This window comes from Mycobacterium sp. NGS69, assembly GCF_059812165.1.
Genome location: NZ_JCALCD010000002.1, coordinates 1 through 24816 on the forward strand (window position 1 = coordinate 1; position 24816 = coordinate 24816).

Below are 24816 nucleotides of genomic sequence, written 5' to 3' on the forward strand. Positions count from 1 at the left end.
GTACGTCTGGACCAAGACCGCCGACCAAATCCTGGCCAGCATCAGCAACTACTGCACCCAAATTAATGACTCAGGACACTAGTGTCCCATGGCCAGCTCGAGTCGCACGCCGAGTAACCGAATCGGGCGGTCCAGCTCGAAAAGGTCCAGCACGCGCAGGGCCGCTTGCGTGATGGTGTCGGCGTCGGTGGTGGGGGCGGGCAGCTTGCGGATCTTGGTTCGGGTGTAAAACGTCGCGGTCCGCACGGTGACGGCCACGCGGGTGACGATCCGTCCGCCCGCCAGCACGTCGTCCAAAGCGTGGCGCGCCAATCCCGTTATGGCCGCGTCCATTTCGGCCCGATCGGTGAGGTCGCGCGGAAAGGTGACGACGTGGCTGCGCGACCGGGGTATCCACGGTTCGGCGCTGACCTGCGCGTCGCCGCCACCCTTGGCCAGCAGCAGCAGCCACAGGCCGGTGCGCGGGCCGAATGTCGACGTCAGCAGCTCGGCGTCGGCGTGCGCGAGCTGACGCACCGTGGTGATATCAAGGGCCGCAAGCTTTTTCGCCGTCTTGGGACCCACGCCCCATAGCGCGTCGACCGGGCGGTCCGCCATCACCGTCATCCAGTTCGCCTCGGTGAGCGCGAAGATGCCGGCCGGTTTCGCGAAGCCGGTGGCGACCTTTGCCCGCTGCTTGTTGTCGCTGATTCCGACCGAGCAGGACAGCCCGGTTTCCGACGCGACGACCGTTCGGATCTGTTCTGCCACCTCGGTCGGATCCCCGCCGTCGACGCCGACGTACGCCTCGTCCCAGCCCCACACCTCGACCGGGTGCCCCAGGTCGCGTAGCAGGCCCATCACCTGGTCGGAGGCCGCGTCGTAGGCGGCCGGGTCCGACGGCAGGAAAGTCGCGTCAGGGCAGCGGCGGGCGGCGGTGCGCAACGGCATGCCGGCGTGCACGCCGAATTCGCGGGCCTCGTACGAGGCGCAGGTGACCACCTTGCGCGGTTCGGTCGGATCACCGCTGCCGCCGACGATGACCGGCAGCCCGGCCAGTTCGGGGTGGCGGCGCAGCTCGACCGACGCCAGAAATTGGTCGAGGTCGACGTGCAGGACCCAGCTCACGCGGCCGTCACCGCCCGCAGAGCTTGCGCGCCAGGCTTTCCCACGCGTCGCACAGCGTGTCCATGGTGTGCCCGCCGGTGAGTTGGTGTTCGACGTAATCGGCGTCGAGCAGGGCCAGCAGCGCGTCGGTCTGGACGTCGAGATCGCCGGTGGTGCCCGCCGAGGACAGCAGCACCCGCACGTGCGTGCGCTGCACGGCGCCCGCCCCGGCGTGGCGCAGCTGCGGGTCGCGGTTGGCCGCCGACAGCAGCGCGTGGTGGGTGTGGACGAAGCGCATCCGCTCGCGGCCGAAGGCGACCAGCCGATCCAGCGGTGGGGCGTCGGGCCCGAGCGGTGGCGGCCCGAACAGAAAAGCCTGCTGGCTGGCCCGCTCGTCCTCGTCGAGCAGCACCATCATCAGGCCCGCGCGGCTGCCGAAGCGGCGGAACAGCGTGCCCTTGCCGACGCCCGCGGCGGCGGCGACGTCGTCCATGGTGACCGCGTCCGCGCCGCGCTCGGCGACCAGCCTGCGGGCGGCCTGAAGCAGGAGCGCGCGGTTGCGCGCCGCGTCGCCCCGTTCCTGGGGAACCGACACGGGCAACTCGCGCGACCGCTCGACACTGCTCACACCCGCACTTTAGCGCCGTCGGAATAAATCGGACTATGGTCCGGTTGGGGCGTGCGAGGATGTACACCAACAGCCGAAGGGACGAACAGTGGCAGAGATCAAGATCTTGGCGTTAGTGGGCAGTTTGCGCGCGGCGTCGATCAACCGCCAGATCGCCGAACTGGCGGGGGCGGTCGCTTCCGACGGCGTGACCGTCACGATCTTCGAGGGACTCGGCGAGGTGCCGTTCTACAACGAGGAGATCGACGACGCGATGACCACCGACGCCCCGCCGCTGGCCCCGGTGACCGCGCTGCGCGCCGCCGCGGCCGAGGCGGACGCCGCACTGGTCGTCACCCCCGAATACAACGGCAGCATCCCGGCGGTCATCAAGAACGCGATCGACTGGTTGTCCCGTCCCTTCGGCGACGGCGCGCTGAAGGGCAAGCCCCTAGCGGTCATCGGGGGTGGCTTCGGTCGGTACGGCGGGGTGTGGGCGCACGACGAGACCCGCAAGTCGTTCGGGATCGCCGGCGCCCGGGTGGTCGACGCGATCAAGCTCTCGGTGCCCTTCAAAACCCTGGACGGCAAGGCGCCCGCCGAGCACGCGGAGCTCTCGGCCAACGTGCGCGACGTCGTCGGCAAGCTGGCCGCCGAAGTCGGCTGAATTTGGCGGGAACGAACAAGCCGCTTCCCGGCCACCAGCGACGTTTCGTTAGTCGAATAGCCGAAGCCGCCAGCCCGCGCTGGCGGCTTTGCTGGTGATCGGGGCCGGGGTGGGCGCGGCCCGGCGATCGGGCCGCTTCTGTCGGTGGCCGCTGATATACCGGTTCGCATGTCGACCCGAGACCAACCTGTGATCTGCGACACGCCGGGCGAGTCGCGCCGGGAGGCCTTACGACCAGGGAATTTCAGAATTGTTATTCAGAACATCTTGTATCTAGACAACTTGTCGGCCACTAGGTGTAGTGTTTCGAGGCACCGGCAGATCCCAGGATCCCCACGCTGGCCGGGCTTGGGGACTTCCCCGAATCGGCTCGAAGATGTCGAAGGCGGCGCCTTCGCCGTCCAGCGCCGCAAGACGGGAATCTGGGGTCCTGACGGGCCGCCGAAACACAGCGAAGACCGAGTTCGTTGCAATACCCAGGTAGTTGCCAGTCCGTTACAGGTTCCCCACCTTCCGCAAAGGAGCGGCATCCATGAGCATCACCGTCTACACCAAGCCCGCGTGCGTGCAGTGCAGCGCCACCTTCAAGGCCCTGGACAAGCAGGGCATTGCCTACCAGAAGGTCGACATCACGCTGGACTCCGAGTCGCGGGACTATGTGATGGCGCTGGGCTACCTGCAGGCTCCCGTCGTGGTTGCGGACAACGACCACTGGTCGGGTTTCCGGCCCGATCGCATCAAGGCGCTCGCGGGCCACGAAATCGCGGCATCTGGGGCAACGTTGGTCGGCTGACAATGTTGATATGTGCGGTAGTAGTGGAGACGTCGGGCACAGAGATCGGGCTAATTGCAGACGGTAATCGCCGCTTACGTGCCTCCTACGCCAAACGTGCATCTGTCTCCGCAGGGGCTTCGCAACAAACCGCCAGGCCGCCGTCGCCGTCACCCGACTCGCTAGGGCCGAATGGGCAACATCTCTATACGACAAGGTCAGCCTGCATGACAGGGTCGAAGCGGAATCCGCACGGCGTAAACCTCGCGTTACGACGCGGGACTGCTGTGAGATGCCGCCATCCCGACATCGACCGGCATCGACGACTGTGAGTTAGAGAGAGGACTTTTCGAATGACCAACCCAGCGCAGCTACTACACGCCAGATTTCTTACTTGGCGTGGTGCGCACAACACCGACGCCGCAACAGCTCGCGGTCTCAACGGAGAGAACTGGCAAGACCATGAATTGGCAGTTCGTCATCTAGGAGAGATCGATGAGCTTCTGCGCTTGCTGGAAAGCCAGGGTCGAAACATGCGTGTAGCGCGGGCAGCTCTCCCGGCGTGGTACCAAATCGTTTTCGCGTATAAGAGCGGGTGGGTTGGTGCAGGCACGGCAACAATAGACCAGCGAAGCATCGATACCCTTGAGATGCTTGCTGAGCGCTTAGATGACGTGGTGCCGACACTCGAAGACGACGGCCTCGACAGAATCAACGAATACATTGACAGCGTCTCCGAGGTATTGACTGCTGATAAGTCGCTGCCACTTACGCTGAGCACTCACATTAATGACGTCATTGCCCACGTTCGATGGTGCGTCGACAACTACGCAGCGGTCGGTGACTTCAGCCTTCAGGACGCTCTTGAGCGCTTGGCAGGGGCTGTAGTCCGAGGGGCGGCAAACAGCTCGCACAAGAGCATGTGGAAAAACGTCGTGAACAACATCGTTTGGCCATTCGCCGTCAACATGATGGCCGCCCTTCCAGCAGCTCAACTCGTCGCACTCGTCGCCAGTTGAGTAGCGAGATGCACAAATCTTGCGCGGCTGGCGCCGAGCGGAGTGCGTGGCGACAGTGGACGATAAGTAAGGAGGTTGCGGTGCAGTCGCGCAACCTGGTCTATTTCTCTTCCGTGTCGGAGAGCACCCACCGCTTCGTGCAGAAGCTGGGTGTTCCCGCCACGCGGATACCGCTGCACGGGCGCATTGAGGTCGGCGAGCCGTATGTGCTGATAGTGCCGACGTACGGCGGCGGACGGCACGACTTGGACACCAACGCCGCGGGGTATGTCCCTAAACAGGTCATCGCCTTCTTGAACAATGAGCTCAATCGGTCGTTGATCCGCGGCGTCATCGCCGCGGGCAACAACGACTACGGGATCGCATTCGCGTACGCGGGCAACATCATCTCGCGCAAGTGCGGCGTTCCCTATCTTTACCGCTTCGAACTGATGGGGACCCCCGACGACGTGGATGCCGTCCGCGCCGGTCTCGCCGACTTCTGGAAGGAACAGACGTGCCACCAACCGTCACTGCAGAGCCTGTAGCCGCCGGCACGCATGCGTCGTCCGACGAAACGGACTACCACGCTCTGAACGCGATGCTGAACCTGTACGACAAGGACGGCAGGATTCAGTTCGACAAGGACGTGCTCGCGGCGCGGCAGTACTTCCTGGAGCACGTCAACCAGAACACCGTCTTCTTCCACAATCAGGACGAGAAGCTCGACTACCTGATCCGCGAGAACTATTACGAGCGTGAGGTTCTCGACCAGTACTCGCGGAACTTCGTCAAGGAGCTGCTGGACCGCGCCTACGCCAAGAAGTTCCGCTTCCCGACGTTTCTCGGCGCGTTCAAGTACTACACCTCCTACACGCTGAAGACGTTCGACGGGAAGCGCTATCTGGAGCGCTTCGAGGACCGCGTCGTCATGGTGGCGCTGACGTTGGCGTCCGGCGACACCGGGCTGGCCGAGAAGCTGGTCGACGAGATCATCGAAGGACGGTTCCAGCCGGCCACCCCGACGTTCCTGAACTCGGGGAAAAAGCAGCGCGGTGAGCCAGTTTCGTGTTTTCCTGCCGGAACCCCCGTGGACACCCCCGAGGGCCCGCAGGCCATCGAGACTTTGCGCGCAGGTGACCGGGTGCTTTCGCACGACGGATCCTTCTCCGTCGTCGAGTCCGTAATCGAGAACCCCAACGACCAAGCACTCATCTCGATTTCACACTTCGGGCACAAGGAGCCAATCCTGTGCACTCCCGAGCATCCGATCCTGGTGTGGACCACGCGTGATGTGCAGACACTTATCGATGGCGACGGAGCCGACTCCTTCAACGGATTCGTTTGGTTGGCTGCCAAAGACATTCGTCCCACCGACTTCATCGTGACGGCAGCACCGCTGGAGGAACGGTCGCGGCGTCTCTACGACCTGATGGAGTACGCCGGCGCAGGCGAGTATGAAGAGGTCGACGGGCTGATACGCAAGGTCAACACCGATCGGAAACACCGCAACAAGCAGCGCCACCATATGCGCTTCGTGTCGGTCAATCGCTATGTTGAAGAGTCGTACGACCTCGGCCTTCTCCTTGGCTGGTACGTCGCCGAAGGCCATATCTCTAAGCGATCGGGGCCTACGGGCAGGACTCCCAACGGTATCCACTTCACGATCGGCACGCACGAACTCTTGTACCAGCAGGAGTTGGCGGCAGCATTCAAGCGAGTCTTTGCAGCCGACCTCGCCGTACACCAGAGTGTGTCCGACCAGTCGGTGCGCATGATTTGCAACAGCAAGGTCGTTGTGTCGCTGTTCCTCTCCCTGGTCGGCACGGGATATCACTCAAAGCGGTTGTCCCACGACGTCTTAACGGCCGATGAAGAGTTTCAGCGTGGATTGCTGGCCGGTTTGTTCCGCGGAGACGGGTGCAGCACCGCCGGCGGCATGGTGCTCGACCTGGTGAATCCGGAGCTGATCGATCAGGTGCAGCTACTGTTGCGCCGCAACGGGATTGTGTCCAGGGTCCGTCAATACACCAACCAATCGGGCAATGCGACGGGACAGGTGTTCGTGCCCGGTCTGCCCGGGGCCAACGAAGACTTCATTTTCGACGTCGGCAAGAACCTTCACAACTACGTCGGCCAGAAGGGGACCTCGCGCACGACCTATCGGGTCGTATACGGAAGGCACGTCTACGGCATTCGCGAATTGAGGCGCACAGATGAGGTTCCCTCCAAGGTGTACAACCTCCACGTCGAGGACACGCATACGTACACGATTCGCGGCACGGTAGTACACAACTGCTTCCTGCTGCGCATCGAGGACAACATGGAGTCGATCGGGCGATCGATCAACTCCGCCCTGCAGCTGTCCAAGCGCGGCGGGGGTGTCGCGTTGCTGCTCTCCAACATTCGCGAGCACGGCGCGCCGATCAAGAACATCGAGAACCAGTCCTCGGGTGTCATCCCGATCATGAAGCTGCTGGAGGACTCGTTCTCCTACGCCAACCAACTGGGGGCGCGCCAGGGCGCCGGCGCGGTGTACCTGCAGGCGCATCACCCCGACATCTATCGCTTCCTGGACACCAAGCGGGAAAACGCCGACGAGAAGATCCGCATCAAGACCCTGAGCCTGGGGGTGGTGATCCCCGACATCACCTTCGAGCTGGCCAAGAAGAACGAGGACATGTACCTGTTCTCGCCGTACGACGTCGAGCGCGTCTACGGCGTGCCGTTCGCCGACATCTCGGTGACTGAGAAGTACTACGAGATGGTCGACGACGCGCGCATCCGCAAGACCAAGATCAAGGCGCGCGAGTTCTTCCAGACGCTGGCCGAGCTGCAGTTCGAGTCGGGCTACCCGTACATCATGTTCGAGGACACGGTGAACCGGGCCAACCCCATCGAGGGCAAGATCACGCATTCGAACCTGTGCTCGGAGATCCTGCAGGTGTCCACGCCGTCGTTGTTCAACGACGACCTGTCGTATGCCAAGGTCGGCAAGGACATTTCGTGCAACCTGGGGTCGCTGAACATCGCCAAGACGATGGACTCACCGGACTTCGCCCAGACGATCGAGGTGTCCATCCGCGCGCTCACCGCGGTCAGCGACCAGACGCACATCACGTCGGTGCCCTCAATCGAGCAGGGCAACAATGATTCCCACGCGATCGGCCTCGGGCAGATGAACCTGCACGGCTACCTGGCCCGCGAGGGCATCTTCTACGGGTCCGAGGAAGGCATCGACTTCACCAACATCTACTTCTACACGGTGCTCTACCACGCGCTGCGGGCGTCGAACCGCATCGCGATCGAACGCGGCACCCACTTCAAGGGTTTCGAGAAGTCCAAGTACGCCTCGGGGGAGTTCTTCGACAAGTACACCGAGCAGGTGTGGGAGCCGGCGACCGACAAGGTGCGCCAGCTGTTCGCCGACGCCGAGATCCGCATCCCCACTCAGGACGATTGGAAGCGGCTGAAGGAGTCGGTCCAGGCCAACGGCATCTACAACCAGAACCTGCAGGCTGTGCCGCCGACCGGGTCGATCTCCTACATCAATCACTCCACGTCTTCGATCCACCCCATCGTCTCCAAGGTCGAGATCCGCAAGGAGGGCAAGATCGGGCGGGTCTACTACCCGGCGCCCTACATGACCAACGAGAACCTGGAGTACTACCAGGACGCCTACGAGATCGGCTACGAGAAGATCATCGACACCTACGCCGCGGCCACCCAGCACGTGGACCAGGGGCTCTCGCTGACGCTGTTCTTCAAGGACACCGCCACCACCCGCGACGTGAACAAGGCGCAGATTTACGCCTGGCGCAAGGGAATCAAGACGCTGTACTACATCCGGTTGCGCCAGATGGCCCTGGAGGGCACCGAGGTGGAGGGTTGCGTCAGCTGCATGCTGTAGGGCGCCGCGCGCGTCGCGGCGGCGCCGGTCTGCCCAGGTCAGCGGCTCCTGCGCGGTATGGTGCTTGATGTGGTGAGAATTCCTCGACCTCCCCATCCGAGCGTGAAGCCCGGGGTGAAGGTCGACGCGCGCAGCGAACGGTGGCGCGAACACCGCAAGAAGGTGCGCGGCGAGATCGTGGACGCGGCGTTCCGGGCGATCGACCGCCTGGGGCCCGAGCTGAGCGTGCGGGAGATCGCCGAGGAGGCCGGCACCGCCAAGCCCAAGATCTACCGGCACTTCCACGACAAGTCCGATCTGTTCCAGGCGATCGGCGAGCGCCTGCGCGACATGCTGTGGGGGGCGATCTTCCCGTCGATCGACCTGAAGACCGATTCGGCGCGCGAGGTGATCCGGCGCGCCGTCGAGGAGTACGTCAACCTGGTCGACCAGCACCCCAACGTGCTGCGGGTGTTCATCCAGGGCCGCTCCGCCGCGAGCCCCAAGATCCTGGAGGAGGGCCGCGGCATCACCCTGGCCGTGGCCGACATGTTCGACAACGAGCTGCGGGAGATGGAGCTGGACCACGCGGCGATCGAACTGGCCGGTAACGCCGCCTTCGGCTCGGCCGCCTCGGCCACCGAGTGGTGGCTGGGCCCCGAGGCCGACAGCCCGCGGCGCATGCCGCGCGAGCGATTCGTCGCCCACCTGACCACCATCATGATGGGCGTCATCGTCGGCACTGCCGACGCGCTGGGCATCGCGATGAATCCCGACCAGCCGATTCACAGCGTGGTGCCCAGCAGCCCCGCCGCCAGCTGAGGACTTTCGGCACGTTGACATCGTCCCGGCGATCGTCAACACTCGCCCTATCCGATACCCTGGGTACTGGGTATTTGCGTGAGCCAACAGGAAGACCGATCCGCCGTGACCGATGCCATGACACAAGCCGGGCCGACGCAACAGGCGCAGGAGCCGGTGCACACCCGCGCCCTGATCATCGGGACCGGCTTCTCCGGCCTGGGCATGGGCATCCGGCTGCAGCAACAGGGCGTGGACTTCGTCATCCTGGAGAAGGCCGGCGACGTCGGCGGCACTTGGCGCGACAACAGCTATCCCGGCTGCGCCTGCGACATCCCGTCGCACCTCTACTCCTTCTCCTTCGAGCCCAAGCCCGACTGGAAGAACCCGTTCTCGTATCAGCCCGAGATCTGGGACTACCTCAAGGGCGTCACCGAGAAATACGGGCTGCGCCGCTACATCGTGTTCAACTCACTGGTCGACCGGGGCCACTGGGACGACGACGAGAACCGCTGGCACGTGTTCACCACCGACGGACGTGAGTACGTCGCGCAGTTCCTCATCTCCGGTGCCGGCGCGTTGCACGTCCCGTCGTTCCCCGACATCGAGGGCCGCGACGAATTCGCCGGTCCCGCTTTCCATTCCGCGGAGTGGGACCACAGCGTCGACCTGACCGGCAAGCGGGTGGCCGTGATCGGCACCGGCGCCAGCGCGATCCAGATCGTGCCCGAGATCGTCGGGCAGGTGGCCGAGCTGCAGCTCTACCAGCGCACCCCGCCCTGGGTGGTGCCGCGGTCCAACCCCGAGCTGCCCGTGGCGCTGCGGCGGGCCATGGAGAACGTTCCCGGCCTGCGTGCGGCGGTGCGCATGGCGATCTACTGGGGCCAGGAGGCGCTGGCCTTCGGCATGACGAAGCGGCCGAACGCGCTGAAGATCATCGAGGCCTACGCGAAATACAACATCCGGCGCTCGGTCAAGGACCGCGAGCTGCGCCGCAAGCTGACCCCGCACTACCGCATCGGCTGCAAGCGAATCCTGAACTCCTCCACGTATTACGGCGCCGTCGCCGACCCGAAGACCGAACTGGTCACCGACGGCATCACCCGGATCACGCGCGACGGGATCGTCACGGCCGACGGTCGGGAGCGCAAGGTGGACGTGATCGTCTACGGCACCGGCTTCCACGTCACCGACTCCTACACCTACGTCCAGATCAAGGGGCGACACGGCGAGGACCTGGTCGACCGCTGGAACCGCGAGGGCATCGGTGCGCATCGGGGCATCACCGTCGCCGACGTGCCGAACCTGTTCTTCCTGCTGGGACCCAACACGGGGCTCGGTCACAACTCCGTGGTGTTCATGATCGAATCCCAGATCCACTACGTCGCCGACGCGATCGCGAAATGCGACAAGATGGGCGCGCAGGCGCTGGCGCCCACCCGCGAGGCGCAGGACCGGTTCAACGACGAACTGCAGCAACGGCTTTCGCACTCGGTGTGGAACAGCGGCGGCTGCAGCAGCTGGTACCTCGACGAGCACGGCAAGAACACCGTGCTGTGGGGCGGCTACACCTGGGAGTACTGGCGGGCCACCCGTGGGGTGAAACCGGAGGAGTACCAGTTCTTCGGGGTCAACACCGGCTCACGCGCCGACGACCGCCGCGCGGCGGCCGTTCGCGGCTGAGCTTTTCGCAAACGACCGAAGGCTCAGCCGCACAATGCGGTCCAGAATCCGGTCGGACGCCACACGGCTGACCCGCGCGAGGATCGCGGCGTCGCGGCCGATGGTGTAGCGGGTCCGCGGACGAGCCGCGGTCGCGGCCTTACCGATCACCTTCGCGGCGTGTTCGGCCGAAACCCCGTCCTCGCCGAAGGATCGGGCTTGGGCCGTGACGGCCGCGGCCAGGCGGTCGTAGCGTGCGAGCTGGGCGGGGGTCATGTCGGCCATCAGTCGCTCCGCGGTGGCGATCCCACGCTCCGCCATCTCGGTCTTGACCGCGCCGGGCTCGACGACGACGACCTTGATCCCGAGCTCGCCGACCTCCCGGCGCAGGGCGTCGCTGACCGCCTCGAGCGCGAACTTCGAACCGGCGTACGCGCCATACGTCGGCAAGACGACCTTGCCCCCGACGGAACTGATGTTCACCACGGTGCCCGAGCTCAGCAGCAGGGCAGGCAACAGCGCCTGGGTCATCGCGATGTGCCCGAACAGGTTGACCTCGAACTGCTTGCGCCACTGGGTAATCGGCAGCGTCTCGACGGGCGCGTTGATCGCGATCCCGGCGTTGTTGACCAGCGCGCGAAGCGGACGCCGCAGCGGATCGTTCGCGACGCGGTCGGCGATCGCGGCGATGTCGGATTCGACGGTGATGTCCAGGATGTGGGGTTCGAGCCGTTCCAGCCCGTCGGCGCGCAGCGCGTCGGCGTCGGCCGCGCGGCGGACACCGGCGAGCACGTGAAAACCCCTGCGGGCCAGTTCCCTTGCGGTGGCCGCGCCCATCCCGGTGGACGCGCCGGTCACCACGATCAGCTGATCAGGGTCGGGGGGATTGGACGAATTCATGGCGGTCTCCATCCGGTGGGGAGATTTGAGTTGACGTTGTCAACTGAAGTTAAGCGTTTGAGTTGACATTGTCAACTGGGCGTCGGGCTTATGCTCTGCGGGTGACGACTCGAGCGGAAAGCGCGGCGGCGACCCGCAGTTCGCTGCTCGAGGCCGCGGGAGCGTTGCTCGACCTCGGCGGGGTCGAGGCCGTCACGCTGCGTGAGGTGGGCGCTCGGGCCGGGGTTTCGCACTCGGCGGCCTACCGCCACTTCGCCGACAAGGAGTCGCTGCTCACGGTCTTGGCCACCAACGCGCTGAGCGAATTGGGCGACGTGCTGGAGGATTTGGCGGCCGGTGACGACTCGCCGGAGGAGGCCCTGCGTTCGGCCCTGCTATCGCTGGTCACCATGGGCCGTGCCCGGCCCCACCTGTACCGCCTGATGTTCACGCCGCCCGGCGGTGACCTGACCGAGGCGGTCCGCGCCGCCGAGCGCACTCAGGCCCTGTTTCTCGACATGGTGGGGCGCGTCACCGGCCCCCAACAGGCCAGGCGCTATGGGGCGCTGCTGTTGACCAGCGCGCACGGCATGACGGGCCTGGATCTGACCGGCCACATGGATTTGGACAAGTGGCACACCAACGCCGAGGAGCTCATCGACACGCTCATCTCGGTGTTGCCAAAAGCGTGATGAACGCCTGTGCGGCGGCATCCACGCCGGCCTCGTCGTCGGTGGCCACCAGGTCCAGCAGCAGGCCGCGGGTGACGGCCAGCCCGAGCCGCGCCATCGCGCCGTCGTATTCAACGCCGGCCGCGGCCGATTCGACCTCGCGCAGCCAGCCGTCGACGGCGCCGGGAACCATTCGCGTGAACGGCTTTTCGCCCTGGGCCGCGCGTGAGTAGCACTCGAAGAAGAGCCGCTCCAGCTGGCGCAGTTCGGGGCGGCGGAGGTCGGCCCACATCGCGGCGAAACCGTCGGCCGGGCTCTGCGGCAGGTCGGGTACGAGCGCCATCTGGCGGCGCTCGGCCTCCTCGACGATCGCGATCAACAGGTCTTCGCGAGAACCGAAGTGGTGCAACAGCATCCGGTGGCTGGTGCCGACCGCGGCGGCGACATCGCGCAGCGACCGGTCGCCGATGCCGTTGGCGGCGAACTCGTCGAACAGCGCATCCAGTAATTCGCGGCGCCGCGCCAGGTCAGGCGTGCGGGCCATTGGCGCGGCTGACCTGCTCAGACCGGGCCTTGAGGCCCCGGGCCTCCATCGCGAGGAAGCGCTTGGTCCGCTTGACCGTCAACCGCCCCACCAGCGCGCCGAGGGCGCCCCGCTGATCGAGTTCCTGGCGCACCAGGGTGCGGCCGCCGGGCAGGGTGGTGACGTAGTGGCGAGCGGTCACCTGCACGCCGGGGGAACGGGTCACCCACGTCCAGGAGCTGCCGGGCTCGATCTCGGCGACCTTCCAGGTCAGCTTCTGCAGGCCGGGTTGCTTGATCGAGAACCGCCTGCCCACGGCCAGGGCGGAACCGTCCCGCCCGGCCAGGGAGGTGACCGACGCGGTCCACTCGGGCCAGCGCTCGACGTCGCTGAAGACGTCCCACACGACCTGCGGCGGCGCGTCGATCTCGATGCTGTCTTCGGTAAACATGTACCAAATGGTACATCCAAATTCGGGCTTTGCAATGCCCCTACGCGACGCGGGCGTTGAGGTGCTTGAGGGCCGCCTCCGCGCCGTTCCAGCCGGGGATGCCGGTCACGCCCGGGCCGGGATGCGTGCACTGGCCGCACAGGAAGAGCCCGTCCACCGGGGTGGCGAACTTGTCGGCGCCCTCGACGACGCGGCCGGTCCACAGCTGGTTGGGCTGCAGCAGGCCGTGCGAGTAGTCGCCGGCGTGCGCGCTGAAGGTGCTGCCGAAGTAGCGGTTGGAGAACACGACGCGATTGGTGACGGAGTCGGCGAACCCGGGGGCGAAGCTGTCGAAGATGCGCACGCAGGTGTCGGCGTATTGCTCCTTCCAGCTACGGTTTTCGTCGGCGTCCAGCCCGGTGGGGAAGTACGGGGTGAAGATGGTCGCGCTGTGCTTGCCCTCCGGCGCCAACGACGAGTCGACCATGCTGGGGATGTACAGGTAGGTGGGCGGCGCGTCCGGAAGCTGCCCCTTGCGGTACTGCTCCCACGCGTCGCTGATGTACTCCGGCGACGGCGCGTACGCGACCGTGGGACACCACTGGCCGTTGTCGTGCATGTAGGGTTGCAGGCGCTCGATCCATTGGGGCGCTTGGTCAATGGTGAGGTGCGCCTGGATGTATCCCAGGTTGAAGTTGATCTCCTTGATCTTGCGGATGTAGTCGGGCGGAAAGTTCTGCGCGCCGGCCAGGTTCACGAACGTGGTGCAGGGGTCGAGCGACGAGAGCACCACGTCGGCCGAAATCGTTGTGCCATCCCGCAATTGGACGCCGGTGGCGCGTCCGTCGGTGACCAGGATGTCCTTGACGTGCTGTTTCATCTGCACCTCGGCGCCCAGCGATTCGGCGCGCCGGCACAGCGCCGCGCTCAGGGCGCCGATGCCCCCGCGCGGCATGATGTATTCGACGTTGCCGCCGCCAATCAGGTAGTGGTACAAGGTCGATGCGTTCGAGCCGGGGGTCCAGGGTCCGCCGTCGAACGCGTCGATCGACATCGCCGCGAGCGACCCCTGGATGCAGCGGGCCTGGTCGGGCGCGAGGAAGCGCCGGACCGTGTCCATCGTGCTGCCGTACCACATCTGGGCGAAATCGTGGCGGTCTGCGGGCGTGGGCTGGGAGGCGATCACCTCGATGATGTCCAGCGGCGGGCCGAACGCCGAGTCGACGAAATACGGTGCGAAGCGGCCGATGTGGGCGAACAGGCCGCCCAGGGCCGCCGCGGTGTCGGCGCCGTGGTCGTCGAGCAGGTGGCGCGCCATGCGCTCGAGGTCGTTGTACATCACGAACGGGGTGTCGGCGGCGTCGCCGAACGTGCACGTCGATGTCCACTGATCCATCAGCTCGAAGCCCCATTTGGTCAGCTCGAGCCGTTCGGTCATCTCCTGGCGCCAGATCAGCACGGCCCACGCGCCGACGCTGTGCTTGTATCCGTCGAACAGTTCGCGGGTGGCGGCCATCCCGCCGAGGAAGTGCGCCCGTTCCAGGACAAGCACTTTCGCGCCGCCCTTCGCCAGCACGTTCGCGGCGACCAGGCCGTTGTGGCCAGCCCCGATGATGATCGCGTCGTAGTCAGCCATGGTGACTCCTCCGGTGATGATCCGCCCGACTGAAGGCACAATGTCATATGTGACATATTTGCGTCAATGGTGACATTTGGTGTCTGCTTACTCCCGTGGAATCTCGTAGCCAGCGCACCCGCCAGGCGCTGCAACAGGCGGCGATGAAGCGCTTCGTCGCCGACGGCGTGCACCAAACCAGCGTCTCGGACATCGCCGCCGACGTCGGGGTGACCGAGCGGACCTTCTATCGGCACTTCCCGTCCAAGCACGCGGTGATCTTCGCCGACTACGACATCGGCTTCGAATGGTTCGCCCGCGCGCTGGCGTTGCGCCCGCACGGCGAGCCCATCACGGCGTCGGTGCGAAAAGCCGTGGACGCGTTCCCTTTTGACTTCGCGATGGTCCGCGAAGCGGCCACCATCCGGTCGCGCGACCTCGACCAGGACATCATCACCACGCACATTCGCCGGATGCGCGATCAGGTGGCCGACGAGATCGCCCGCTTCATCCACCAACGATCGGCACCCACCGCCGACGGGGCCATGATCGCCGACATCGCGGCCAACAGCCTGGCGACCGCCGTGTTCGCGTCGCTCGAGGCCTGGATGGGCAACGGCGGTGAGGACATCGACGAACTCAGCCGCCTCACCGACATCGCGCTGCGCACCCTCGAGGACGGGTTGACGCACACCTTGCGAGAGGTCGGATTGGACTGACGCCGCGACACGCAGACACAAGTTGTTGTGTTCCACCGCCTTGTCGTACCCCAGGGGTAGTGTTTGTGCCCTAGACATCGAAGGCAAAACCGGCTGGTGAAGAAGGGTTCTGGTGACGAACATGAAGCTGATTGACCGGACCTCGGCGATCAACTGGAACCGGGTGCAAGACGACAAGGACGCCGAGGTCTGGGAGCGGGTGACCGGAAATTTCTGGTTACCCGAGAAGGTGCCGGTGTCCAACGACCTGCCGTCGTGGGGCACGCTCACCGACAGTGAAAAGCAGCTGACGATGCGGGTGTTCACGGGCCTGACGCTGCTGGACACCGTTCAGAGCACGGTCGGCGCGGTCAGCATGATTCCGGATGCCCTGACGCCGCACGAGGAGGCCGTCCTCACCAACTTCGCGTTCATGGAGTCGGTGCACGCCAAGAGCTACAGCTCGATCTTCTCCACGCTGTGCTCGACCACCGAGATCGACGACGCCTTCCGCTGGTCGGAAGAGAACGTCAACCTGCAGCGCAAGGCCCAGATCGTGATCGACTACTACCGGGGCGACGACGCGCTCAAGCGCAAGGTGGCCTCGGTGCTGCTGGAAAGCTTCCTCTTCTATTCCGGTTTCTACCTGCCGATGTACTGGTCGAGCCGGGCCAAGCTGACCAACACCGCGGACCTGATCCGGCTGATCATCCGCGACGAGGCCGTGCACGGCTACTACATCGGCTACAAGTTCCAGCGTGGCTTGGCCTTGGCCGACGACGCCAGGCGCGCCGACATCAAGGACTACACCTACGAACTGCTCTTCGAGCTCTACGACAACGAGGTGGAATACACGCAGGACCTCTACGACGAGGTCGGGCTGACCGAGGACGTCAAAAAGTTCATCCGGTACAACGCCAACAAGGCGCTGATGAACCTCGGCTACGAGGCGATGTTCCCGCGCGACGAGACCGACGTGAACCCGGCGATCCTGTCGGCGCTGTCACCCAACGCCGACGAAAACCACGACTTCTTCTCCGGCTCGGGCTCGTCGTACGTGATCGGCAAGGCCGTCGTCACCGAGGACGAGGACTGGGACTTCTAGACAGTTCGACGTCGCCCGGGTCAACTCGTCACACTGATGCTGTGGACGTGACGAGACGGCGATTTCTCACCGGGGCAAGCGCAGGCGTGATGTCGATGCTCACGGTCGGGGCCTTCGCCGAGGGTACTTCGTCGGCATCGCCTGATACCGGCTTCGCCGTGACCCACAGCGACGCCGAGTGGCAAAGACTGCTGACCCCGGCCCAATACAACGTGTTGCGTAACGCGGGCACCGAGACTCCGTTCACCAGCCCACTCAATGACGAACACCGTCGCGGCGTGTATGGCTGCGCGGGCTGCGGGCTGCACCTCTACTCCTCGGACACGAAGTTCGACAGCGGCACCGGTTGGCCGAGCTTCTGGAAGGCCCTGGACAACGCGGTGCTGCAACGCCCAGACGCCGGCCTGGGCGTGATGCGCACCGAAGTTCTGTGCAGCCAATGCGGCGGTCACCTCGGCCACGTGTTCAACGACGGACCGCGGCCGACCGGTCTCCGGTACTGCATGAACGGCGTCGCTCTGACCTTCCAGGCCCTCTGAGCCGGCCGAGTTCCGTCGTCGTACATCATCGGCGTTGCAGGCCGGGCAGGATGAACAGCGTGAGCAGTGACGACCCCGTGGGTGCGGCGGACTTCCGTCGCGCGTTGGCGCTGATTCAGCACGGCGAGCGCGGCGACGAGGCGGGTATGCGCGTCATCGTCGACGACGAGGTGATCCCGGCCGGGCGGCTGCCGCAGCTGATCCGCGCCACCATTTCGATCCTGTGGCAACTGATGGCTCAGCTCTGCGAACCCGACGAAGTCGCTGAGATCGGCGAAACCCTTCGCTTGGCGTCTAGCGACGACGAGACCGGTCTCGACCGCGACAACCGGCTCGTGGCCCGGATGGCCATGGCACAACATTCGGGAGATCCCAGGGCCGAGTATGAGGTGCTCGGCGACGCGGCTACGGCGCCCGACGGTCTGCTACGCCTGGCGCTCACCGCCGCTGGTGTTGTCTCCGCGATGCTGCCTGTGTTACGCACCGACGCCGGCCGGCAGTTGCTCAACGACTTGGCGATGCAAGCTTTGCGCGACGAGAACGGGTGACCGACCTTAGCTACGGCAACCCGTTCAACCCGCTGAGTCCGAACAGCAGCCCGCCGCTGCCCCCTTCGCCGTGATCGCCGCCAGGGGTTCCGCCATTGCCCCCGTTACCTCCGTTACCGATCAGCACGGCGTTCCCGCCGGTCCCTCCTGTGCCGGCGCTGAAGGAGAAGGTGGAGCCGCCTCCGGCGCCGCCGTCACCGCCGTTGCCGACCAGCCCGGCCTTGCCGCCGGCGCCTCCGGCGCCGCCGGCGTTGAGGCCGAACCCTCCGGCGCCGCCCGTGCCGCCGGCGCCGAAGACCAAGCCGCCGCTCCCGCCGGCCCCGCCGGCCCCGCCGGCGCTGAGGGCGCTTGGTGATGCGGACCCACCGCTGCCGCCGGCGCCGCCGGCCGCAGCGATGGCGAGCATGCCGGCATTGCCGCCGGCCCCGCCGGCGCCGCCGGTGGTGCTCCCGTCCCCGCCGGCCCCGCCAGCACCGCCGCCGCTGAACAGCCCGCCAGTCCCGCCGGCCCCGCCAGCCCCGCCGACCCCGGCGCCGGCCCCCCCGCTGCCGGACCCGCCGACCCCGCCGGCCCCGCCTCTCGTGAACAGCCCGCCGGTCCCGCCGGCCCCGCCGGCCCCGCCTTGGTTGCCGAGCGCTGACATCCCGCCGGCGCCGCCGGTCCCGGCGGCGCCGAAGAGCATGCCTGCGTTGCCGCCGGCCCCCCCGGCCCCACCGGGTTGGCCGGCGGCATTTGACAACCCGCCGAACCCGCCCGGGCCACCGGTGCCGAACAGCATGGCGTCGCCGCCGCGGCCGCCGGCCCCGCCGGCGCTGACACCTGAGGCGCCGCCGGCCCCGCCGGCCCCGCCGTTGCCGATCAGCCCGGCGGGCCCGCCGTTACCGCCGGCCTTGCCGCCGGCCGCGCCGGACCCGCCGGCGCCGCCGTTGCCGATCAACCACCCGCCGGCCCCGCCATTGGCCCCGCTCCCCGGGGCCGCGTTGGCGCCGTTGCCGATCAGCGGGCGCCCGGTCGCCGTCACGAACGGGCCGTTGATCAGGTCGAGCAGGCCCTGCAGGGGCGTGGCGGCGGCGGCCTCGGCTCCGGCATACGAGCCCGCGCCCGCGGCCAACGCCCGCACAAATCCGTCATGAAACGCCGCCGCCTGCGCACGGAGCGCCTGATACCCCTGCGCGTGCGTGGAAAACACTGCCGCGATGGCCGCCGACACCTCGTCCGCGCCGGCGGCGGCCATCGCCGTCGTCTGGGTTGCCGCCGCCGCATGGGCCGCGCTGAGCGCGGATTCGATTCCGGCCAAATCCGATGCCGCTGCCGTCATCAGCTCCGGCCCCGCGATCACAAACGACATTTCGCACCCCCAGCCAGCCAGGAAAACCCGGCTGTTTGCCGCCACCAGTGACTCCGAAATCGTATGCCTGGTCCGCAGTCGTCGTGGGCCGAATCCGCACTGCATCGTGTGCCAGGGTTTCTAAAGCGGTTGATGAACGGCGCATGAATAGTGGGTCCGGTGCGGGGCCCCGCAAGCGCGCCGACGTGAGACTTATTAGGTGACTTCAAACCACGCGAACCACAAGCACGCCAAGTTTCTCAAGTCAGTGATCCGCTGGCTGGACGTCGGGTACCCCCAGGGCGTCCCCGGGCCGGACCAGGTGGCCTTGTTCGCCCTGCTCAGGAGCACGCCGCTGACCCAGGATCAGCTCGAAGAAGTGGTGCACAACGTCATCGCGAAGCACCGCGCCGAAGGCGACGGGCCGATCAGCAAAGACGAGATCTCCGAGTTCATCACCCAGACCACCCACCACGACCCCGGCCGGGAGAACATCATCCGGGTGGCCGCCACGCTGGCCGCCGCCGGTTGGCCGCTGGCCGGGATCGACGTCAGCGAGGTTATCCCCGGTGACGAGCACGGCGAAGCCGCCGAGGAGATCGCGTGCCGGCGCGACGACGTGGCGGAGGGCGTCTCCTAACCCCTACAGGGTCGAGATGTCGATGACGAAGCGGTAGCGCACGTCGCTGGCGAGCACCCGCTCGTAGGCCTCGTTGACGTAGTCGGCCTCGATCACCTCGATCTCGGGCGTCACGTCGTGCGCGGCGCAGAAGTCCAGCATCTCCTGCGTCTCGGCGATCCCGCCGATGTTGGAGCCGGACAGGCTGCGCCGCGCCAGCGCCAACGGGAAGGCGTGCACCTGCATGGGGTGCTCGGGGATGCCCAACTCGACCAGGGTGCCGTCGACGTCGAGCAGGCTCACGTAGTCGTCGAGCGGCAGGTTCGCCGACACGGTGTTCAGGATCAGATCGAAGCTGCCGCGCAGCTTCTTGAAGGTGTCCGGGTCGGCCGTCGCGTAGTAGTGGCTGGCGCCCAGGCGCAGGCCGTCTTCCATCTTCTTCAGCGACTGCGACAGCACGCTGACCTCGGCGCCCATCGCGGCGCCGAGCTTGACGCCCATGTGCCCCAGGCCGCCCAGCCCGACGATCGCCAGCCGCGTGTCCGGCCCGGCCTTCCAGTGCCGCAGCGGCGAGAACAGCGTGATGCCGGCGCACAGCAGCGGCGCGGCCTTGTCCAGCGGCAGCGAGTCGGGGATGCGCAGCACGAAGTTTTCGTCGACGACGATCGCCTGGCTGTACCCGCCCTGCGTGGGCGTGCCGTCCTTGTCGGTGGAGTTGTACGTGAACGTCGCGCCCGGCTTGCAGTACTGCTCGAGCCCGGCCTTGCAGCTGCTGCACTGACCGCAGGAGTTCACCATGCAGCCCACGCCGACGTGGTCGCCCACCTTGTGCTTGGTGACCTCGGCGCCCACCTCGGTCACGACGCCGGCGATCTCGTGACCGACGACCACGGGGTAATTCGGTTGGCCCCATTCGCCTTTGGCGGTGTGGATGTCCGAGTGGCAGATCCCGGCGAACTTGATGTCGATGACGACGTCGCGCGGGCCGGGGTCGCGACGTTCGATGGTGGTCTTGGTCAGCGGTTCGGTCGCCGACGTGGCGGCGTACGCCGAAACTGTGCTCATGAATGTCCCTCTTTGCTTTCGATTCGTCTTAGAGAAGTTTAGCTAAGGTAATATTTCCGGGCCACTCGGCTAGTTGATCGGGGCGTTGAGCAGGCGCAAGTCGTCGACGATGCCACGGGCCGCGATCAGGCCCTCGCCGGCCTGCCACACCTCGTCGTTGACGACGTATACCCGGTTGTCGTGATTGGCCGACAGTTTGCGCCACGGATTGCTGTCCAGCACGGTGGCGGCGCGGTCCGCTGCGGCCGGGGTGGCGCACGACAGGTAGACGACGTCGGCGTCCGCGGCGGAGAGGTCCGGGTTTTTCGCAAGGTCGGCGTCCGTGGCGCCGATCTCGATGTAGGGCTTGTCGGTGAACCGCTGGGCGGCCGGCCGGTCCACCCCGACGGCCCCGAGTACGCTGGCCGGGAAGTTGTTGGCCCCGTATACCCGGATGGTGGTGGCGGTCAGCTGCACGATCGACGCCTGGAAGTGGGACGCGTCGTGCGCCGCGCCGATCTGGGTGGCCCGCTGCGTGAAGCCATTGATCAGGGCGTCGACGGCGGCGCCGCGCGCGGTGGCGGCGCCGACGCCACGCAGGTTGTCCTCCCAGGCCGCGCCCGGCGCCGCCGTGAACACGGTCGGGGCGATCGCGGCGAGCTGCGGGTACAGCTTGGGGGTCAGGCCCTGCGATCCCAGGATCAGGTCGGGGTGGGCCGCGGCGATGCCGCCGAGGTCGGGATTGGTGCGGGTGCCGACGGCGGGCAGGCCGTGCACCGCAGCGCCCAGATACGACGGCTGGCCCGACGACCCGTCCGGGAGCGCGGCGGCGACCACCCGCGATTGCAGGCCGAGCGCGCACAGGGCGTCGAGCTGGTCACCGGAGAGCACCACGATGCGCCGTGCCTCCGCGGGGACGGCGACCGTGTCGGGGGTGACGCCCGCGGCGTTGCGGGCCTGCCGGGTGGGCGGCCCGGGATCGGCCGCGGCGGCGTCGCGCGCGCACGACTCGTCGGGCTTGCGATCGTTTCCCAACACGCCGGCGCCCGCGATCTGGGTGGTGGGGGTGACCAGCGATCGCCTCGACGCGTCGGTGCCGGAGCCGCCGGAACCGCATCCACCGCAGGCCAGGACGGCCACGGCCAGAACGGCTGCGGCCGTGATCGATCGCCTTTCCAGCACGGGTCCGACGCTAACATCCGGCGAGTTCGGAACCTTTTACGACAGTTTGTAGGACTGCCCCTGACGGGCGGTTCTCCGGGGGCTAAGATTCGGAGTCAATACTGGGTTCGGGCCCTGTCCGACGATGTTTGGAGGAGCTGTTGACAGCCGAAGCCCCGCCGTTGGGAGAACTCGAGGCCGTCCGTCCATACCCGGCCCGGACGGGTCCCAAAGGGAGCCTCGTCTACAAGCTGATCACCACCACCGATCACAAGATGATCGGCATCATGTACTGCGTCGCCTGCTTCATCTTCTTTTTCCTGGGCGGGTTCCTGGCGCTGCTGATGCGCACCGAGCTCGCGACGCCGGGCCTGCAGTTCTTCTCGAACGAACAGTTCAACCAGCTGTTCACCATGCACGGCACGATCATGCTGCTGTTCTATGCCACCCCGATCGTGTTCGGCTTCGCCAACCTGGTGCTGCCGCTGCAGATCGGCGCGCCGGACGTCGCCTTCCCGCGGCTGAACGCGTTCTCGTTCTGGCTGTTCCTGTTCGGCGCTCTGATCGCTACCGCCGGGTTCATCACCCCGGGCGGCGCGGCGGATTTCGGCTGGACCGCCTACACCCCGCTGTCGGACGCGATCCATTCGCCCGGCGCCGGCGGTGACCTGTGGATCATGGGCCTCGCGGTCGCCGGCCTGGGCACCATCCTGGGCGCGGTCAACATGATCACCACGGTGGTCTGCATGCGCGCACCGGGAATGACGATGTTCCGGATGCCGATCATGACCTGGAACATCCTGGTTACGTCGATCCTGGTGCTGATCGCCTTCCCGTTGCTGACGGCGGCGCTGTTCGGGCTGGCCGCCGATCGTCACCTGGGCGCGCACGTCTACGACCCGGCCAACGGCGGTGTCATCTTGTGGCAGCACCTGTTCTGGTTCTTCGGCCACCCCGAGGTGTACATCATCGCGTTGCCGTTCTTCGGCATCGTCAGCGAAATCATTCCGGTGTTCTCCCGCAAGCCGATCTTCGGTTACACCACGCTGGTGTACGCGACGCTGTCGATCGCGGCGCTGTCGGTCGCGGTGTGGGCGCACCACATGTTCGCCACCGGAGCCGTTCTGCTGCCGTTCTTTTCGTTCATGACGTATCTGATCGCGGTGCCGACGGGGATCAAGTTCTTCAACTGGGTCGGCACGATGTGGAAGGGCCAGTTGACCTTCGAGACGCCGATGCTGTTCTCGATGGGCTTCATGGTCACCTTCCTGCTGGGCGGCCTGACGGGCGTCCTGCTGGCCAGCCCGCCGCTGGACTTCCACGTCAGCGACAGCTACTTCGTGGTCGCGCACTTCCACTACGTGCTGTTCGGCACCATCGTGTTCTCCACCTTCGCCGGCATCTATTTCTGGTTCCCGAAGATGACCGGCCGGCTGCTCGACGAGCGGCTGGGCAAGTTGCACTTCTGGCTGACGTTCATCGGCTTCCACACCACGTTCCTGGTGCAGCACTGGCTGGGCGACGCGGGCATGCCACGCCGCTACGCCGACTACCTGCCCACCGACGGCTTCACGACGCTCAACGTGGTCTCGACGATCGGGGCCTTCATCCTGGGCGCGTCGATGTTCCCGTTCGTGTGGAACGTGTTCAAGAGCTGGCGCTACGGCGAGGTCGTGACCGTCGACGACCCGTGGGGTTACGGCAACTCGCTGGAGTGGGCGACCAGCTGCCCGCCGCCGCGGCACAACTTCACCGAGCTGCCCCGGATCCGTTCGGAGCGCCCGGCATTCGAGCTGCACTATCCGCACATGGTGGAACGGCTGCGCGCCGAGGCGCACGTGGGCCGTCACGCCACGGCGCTGGAGTCGCCGAAGGGATTCGGCCCACGCACCGAAGCGGATCGCTCCACTGCTGAGCAGTAGCGGCGGCAGCCGGGAGTGAACTCACCACTCAAGGTGTCGGTGCTGATCACCGTCACCGGCGTGGATCAGCCAGGCGTGACGTCGGCGCTGTTCGAGGTGTTGTCGCGGCACGGGGTCGAGCTACTCAACGTCGAACAGGTGGTGATCCGCGGGCGCCTGACGCTCGGGGTCCTGCTGTGTTGCCCGCCCGAGGTCGCCGACGGCCCCGCGCTGCGCCGTGACGTCGAATCCGCCGTCCGCGCAAAGGGTCTCGATGTCAGCATCGAACCCAGCGAAGACGTGCCGATCATCCGGGATCCGTCCACGCACACCATCTTCGTGCTCGGGCGGCCGATTACGGCCCGGGCGTTCGGCGCGGTCGCCCGGGAGGCGGCGGCGCTGGGCGTCAACATCGACCTCATTCGCGGCGTCTCCGACTATCCGGTGACCGGCCTGGAGTTGCGGGTGTCGGTGCCGCCCGGCGCCGACGGGCCGCTGCGCAACACGCTGTCGCGGGTGGCCGGTGAAGAGGGCGTCGACATCGCCGTCGAGGGCTACACCCTGGAACGGCGCGGCAAGCGGCTCATCGTCTTCGACGTCGACTCGACGCTGGTCCAGGGCGAGGTCATCGAGATGCTGGCGGCGCGGGCGGGCGCGCAGGGCGCCGTCGCCGCGATCACCGAGGCCGCGATGCGCGGCGAGCTCGACTTCGCGGAGTCGCTCGAGCAGCGGGTGGCGACCCTCAAAGGCCTGCCCGCCACGGTGATCGACGAGGTCGCCGCCCAGCTGGAGCTGATGCCCGGGGCCCGCACGACGCTGCGCACGTTGCGGCGCTTGGGTTTTCGCTGCGGCGTGGTCTCCGGAGGGTTCCGGCGGATCATCGAGCCGCTGGCGGAGGAGCTGGCGCTGGACTACGTCGCCGCCAACGAGCTGGAGATTGTCGACGGGACCCTCACCGGCCGGGTCGTCGGCCCGATCATCGACCGGGCCGGCAAAGCGGAGGCCCTGCGGGAATTCGCGGAGCAGGCCGGGGTGCCGATGGAGCAGACCGTCGCCGTCGGCGACGGCGCCAACGACATCGACATGCTGGCCGCGGCCGGGCTCGGTGTGGCGTTCAACGCCAAGCCGGCGCTGCGCGAGGTCGCCGACGCGTCGTTGAGCCACCCCTACCTGGACACCGTGCTGTTCCTGCTGGGCGTGACCCGCAGCGAGATCGAGGCCGCCGACGCGGTCGACGGCCAGGTGCGCCGGGTGGAGATCCCGCCGGACTAGTG

General features: G+C 66.6%; 23 protein-coding genes and 3 pseudogenes. 17 read left to right on the plus strand and 9 right to left on the minus strand.

Translation table 11 applies throughout. The features are described from left to right. Positions 1-78: 78 nt before the first annotated feature. Both AC5Y2S_RS05180 and AC5Y2S_RS05185 read right to left on the minus strand, forming a co-directional pair. The gene (locus AC5Y2S_RS05180; RefSeq protein ID WP_499954416.1) at positions 79-1107 is read right to left on the minus strand and encodes a DNA polymerase IV; all 1029 of its coding nucleotides are present in this window, start codon (positions 1105-1107) and stop codon (positions 79-81) included. Between the two features lie 7 nt (positions 1108-1114). After that, complete coding sequence (locus AC5Y2S_RS05185) at positions 1115-1714, minus strand: TetR/AcrR family transcriptional regulator (protein ID WP_499954417.1); 600 nt, start codon at positions 1712-1714, stop codon at positions 1115-1117. A gap of 88 nt (positions 1715-1802) precedes the next feature. Between AC5Y2S_RS05185 and AC5Y2S_RS05190 the strand changes: the two genes are divergently transcribed. The 9 genes and pseudogenes from AC5Y2S_RS05190 (at position 1803) to AC5Y2S_RS05230 (ending at position 10503) form a co-directional block, all read left to right on the plus strand. After that, positions 1803-2360: an NAD(P)H-dependent oxidoreductase gene (locus AC5Y2S_RS05190; RefSeq protein WP_499954418.1), complete on the plus strand. Its 558-nt coding sequence runs from the start codon at positions 1803-1805 to the stop codon at positions 2358-2360. 532 nt (positions 2361-2892) lie between these two features. Then, positions 2893-3153, plus strand: coding sequence for a redoxin NrdH (locus AC5Y2S_RS05195; RefSeq protein WP_499954420.1), 261 nt, complete (start codon positions 2893-2895; stop codon positions 3151-3153). Positions 3154-3485: 332 nt separating this feature from the next. Next, positions 3486-4151, plus strand: coding sequence for a hypothetical protein (locus tag AC5Y2S_RS05200; protein WP_499954422.1), 666 nt, complete (start codon positions 3486-3488; stop codon positions 4149-4151). Positions 4152-4231: 80 nt separating this feature from the next. Continuing rightward, on the plus strand, positions 4232-4678 hold the full coding sequence (gene nrdI, locus AC5Y2S_RS05205; RefSeq protein ID WP_499954424.1) for a class Ib ribonucleoside-diphosphate reductase assembly flavoprotein NrdI: 447 nt from the start codon (positions 4232-4234) through the stop codon (positions 4676-4678). Next, positions 4648-5205, plus strand: a pseudogene (locus AC5Y2S_RS05210) (ribonucleotide reductase N-terminal alpha domain-containing protein); the annotation flags it as partial. The gene nrdI and the pseudogene AC5Y2S_RS05210, both read left to right, overlap by 31 nt. A 6-nt stretch (positions 5206-5211) precedes the next feature. Then, positions 5212-6399: pseudogene (locus tag AC5Y2S_RS05215) on the plus strand (LAGLIDADG family homing endonuclease); the annotation flags it as partial. A gap of 24 nt (positions 6400-6423) precedes the next feature. Next, positions 6424-8040: pseudogene (gene nrdE, locus AC5Y2S_RS05220) on the plus strand (class 1b ribonucleoside-diphosphate reductase subunit alpha); the annotation flags it as partial. A 69-nt stretch (positions 8041-8109) separates the two neighbouring features. Beyond that, a complete protein-coding gene (locus AC5Y2S_RS05225) occupies positions 8110-8841 on the plus strand; it encodes a TetR/AcrR family transcriptional regulator (protein ID WP_499954426.1) in 732 nt (243 codons plus the stop codon). A 117-nt stretch (positions 8842-8958) separates the two neighbouring features. Then, positions 8959-10503 (plus strand): flavin-containing monooxygenase, encoded by a 1545-nt coding sequence (locus AC5Y2S_RS05230; RefSeq protein ID WP_499955630.1) that lies wholly within the window; start codon positions 8959-8961, stop codon positions 10501-10503. On the opposite strand, the gene AC5Y2S_RS05235 is transcribed toward AC5Y2S_RS05230, so the two are convergent. Further along, positions 10462-11382, minus strand: coding sequence for an SDR family NAD(P)-dependent oxidoreductase (locus tag AC5Y2S_RS05235; RefSeq protein ID WP_499954428.1), 921 nt, complete (start codon positions 11380-11382; stop codon positions 10462-10464). The genes AC5Y2S_RS05230 and AC5Y2S_RS05235 overlap by 42 nt on opposite strands. A gap of 101 nt (positions 11383-11483) precedes the next feature. Between AC5Y2S_RS05235 and AC5Y2S_RS05240 the strand changes: the two genes are divergently transcribed. Continuing rightward, entirely contained in the window at positions 11484-12053 is a 570-nt protein-coding gene (locus AC5Y2S_RS05240; protein ID WP_499954430.1) for a TetR/AcrR family transcriptional regulator, read from the plus strand. Here the strand turns inward: AC5Y2S_RS05240 and AC5Y2S_RS05245 are convergent. The 3 genes from AC5Y2S_RS05245 to AC5Y2S_RS05255 are packed head-to-tail and all read right to left on the minus strand — an operon-like array spanning position 12028 to position 14621. Continuing rightward, positions 12028-12576, minus strand: a complete 549-nt coding sequence (locus AC5Y2S_RS05245) for a TetR/AcrR family transcriptional regulator (RefSeq protein WP_499954432.1) — start codon at positions 12574-12576, stop codon at positions 12028-12030. The genes AC5Y2S_RS05240 and AC5Y2S_RS05245 overlap by 26 nt on opposite strands. Beyond that, positions 12560-13006, minus strand: a complete 447-nt coding sequence (locus AC5Y2S_RS05250) for an SRPBCC family protein (protein WP_499954434.1) — start codon at positions 13004-13006, stop codon at positions 12560-12562. Before AC5Y2S_RS05250 ends, AC5Y2S_RS05245 begins: the two co-directional genes overlap by 17 nt. Positions 13007-13046: 40 nt before the next feature. Beyond that, positions 13047-14621 (minus strand): phytoene desaturase family protein, encoded by a 1575-nt coding sequence (locus AC5Y2S_RS05255; RefSeq protein WP_499954436.1) that lies wholly within the window; start codon positions 14619-14621, stop codon positions 13047-13049. A 95-nt stretch (positions 14622-14716) separates the two neighbouring features. On the opposite strand from AC5Y2S_RS05255, the gene AC5Y2S_RS05260 reads away from it, so the two are divergent. From AC5Y2S_RS05260 to AC5Y2S_RS05275, 4 genes are all read left to right on the plus strand, one after another. Continuing rightward, on the plus strand, positions 14717-15319 hold the full coding sequence (locus AC5Y2S_RS05260) for a TetR/AcrR family transcriptional regulator (protein ID WP_499954438.1): 603 nt from the start codon (positions 14717-14719) through the stop codon (positions 15317-15319). Between the two features lie 109 nt (positions 15320-15428). After that, entirely contained in the window at positions 15429-16403 is a 975-nt protein-coding gene (nrdF, locus tag AC5Y2S_RS05265; RefSeq protein ID WP_499901823.1) for a class 1b ribonucleoside-diphosphate reductase subunit beta, read from the plus strand. A gap of 95 nt (positions 16404-16498) precedes the next feature. Then, entirely contained in the window at positions 16499-16942 is a 444-nt protein-coding gene (gene msrB, locus AC5Y2S_RS05270) for a peptide-methionine (R)-S-oxide reductase MsrB (protein WP_499955632.1), read from the plus strand. 50 nt (positions 16943-16992) lie between these two features. Further along, positions 16993-17490 carry a hypothetical protein gene (locus AC5Y2S_RS05275; protein ID WP_499954440.1) on the plus strand — a complete coding sequence of 166 codons (498 nt, stop codon included), beginning with the start codon at positions 16993-16995 and terminating at the stop codon, positions 17488-17490. Positions 17491-17500: 10 nt separating this feature from the next. Here the strand turns inward: AC5Y2S_RS05275 and AC5Y2S_RS05280 are convergent, their stop codons facing one another. After that, positions 17501-18838, minus strand: a complete 1338-nt coding sequence (locus AC5Y2S_RS05280) for a PE family protein (RefSeq protein ID WP_499954442.1) — start codon at positions 18836-18838, stop codon at positions 17501-17503. A 199-nt stretch (positions 18839-19037) separates the two neighbouring features. On the opposite strand from AC5Y2S_RS05280, the gene AC5Y2S_RS05285 reads away from it, so the two are divergent. Further along, positions 19038-19457, plus strand: coding sequence for a DUF3349 domain-containing protein (locus tag AC5Y2S_RS05285; protein WP_499954444.1), 420 nt, complete (start codon positions 19038-19040; stop codon positions 19455-19457). A 3-nt stretch (positions 19458-19460) separates the two neighbouring features. Here the strand turns inward: AC5Y2S_RS05285 and AC5Y2S_RS05290 are convergent, their stop codons facing one another. Together AC5Y2S_RS05290 and AC5Y2S_RS05295 are read right to left on the minus strand one after the other, a co-directional pair. Continuing rightward, entirely contained in the window at positions 19461-20501 is a 1041-nt protein-coding gene (locus tag AC5Y2S_RS05290) for an NAD(P)-dependent alcohol dehydrogenase (protein WP_499954445.1), read from the minus strand. Between the two features lie 69 nt (positions 20502-20570). After that, positions 20571-21659 carry an iron-siderophore ABC transporter substrate-binding protein gene (locus tag AC5Y2S_RS05295; protein ID WP_499955634.1) on the minus strand — a complete coding sequence of 363 codons (1089 nt, stop codon included), beginning with the start codon at positions 21657-21659 and terminating at the stop codon, positions 20571-20573. A 143-nt stretch (positions 21660-21802) separates the two neighbouring features. Here AC5Y2S_RS05295 and ctaD point away from each other — a divergent pair, with 143 nt between their 5' ends. Together ctaD and serB are read left to right on the plus strand one after the other, a co-directional pair. Beyond that, a complete protein-coding gene (ctaD, locus tag AC5Y2S_RS05300) occupies positions 21803-23563 on the plus strand; it encodes an aa3-type cytochrome oxidase subunit I (protein ID WP_499880005.1) in 1761 nt (586 codons plus the stop codon). A gap of 15 nt (positions 23564-23578) precedes the next feature. Then, a complete protein-coding gene (serB, locus tag AC5Y2S_RS05305; protein ID WP_499954447.1) occupies positions 23579-24814 on the plus strand; it encodes a phosphoserine phosphatase SerB in 1236 nt (411 codons plus the stop codon). Positions 24815-24816 lie beyond the last annotated feature (2 nt).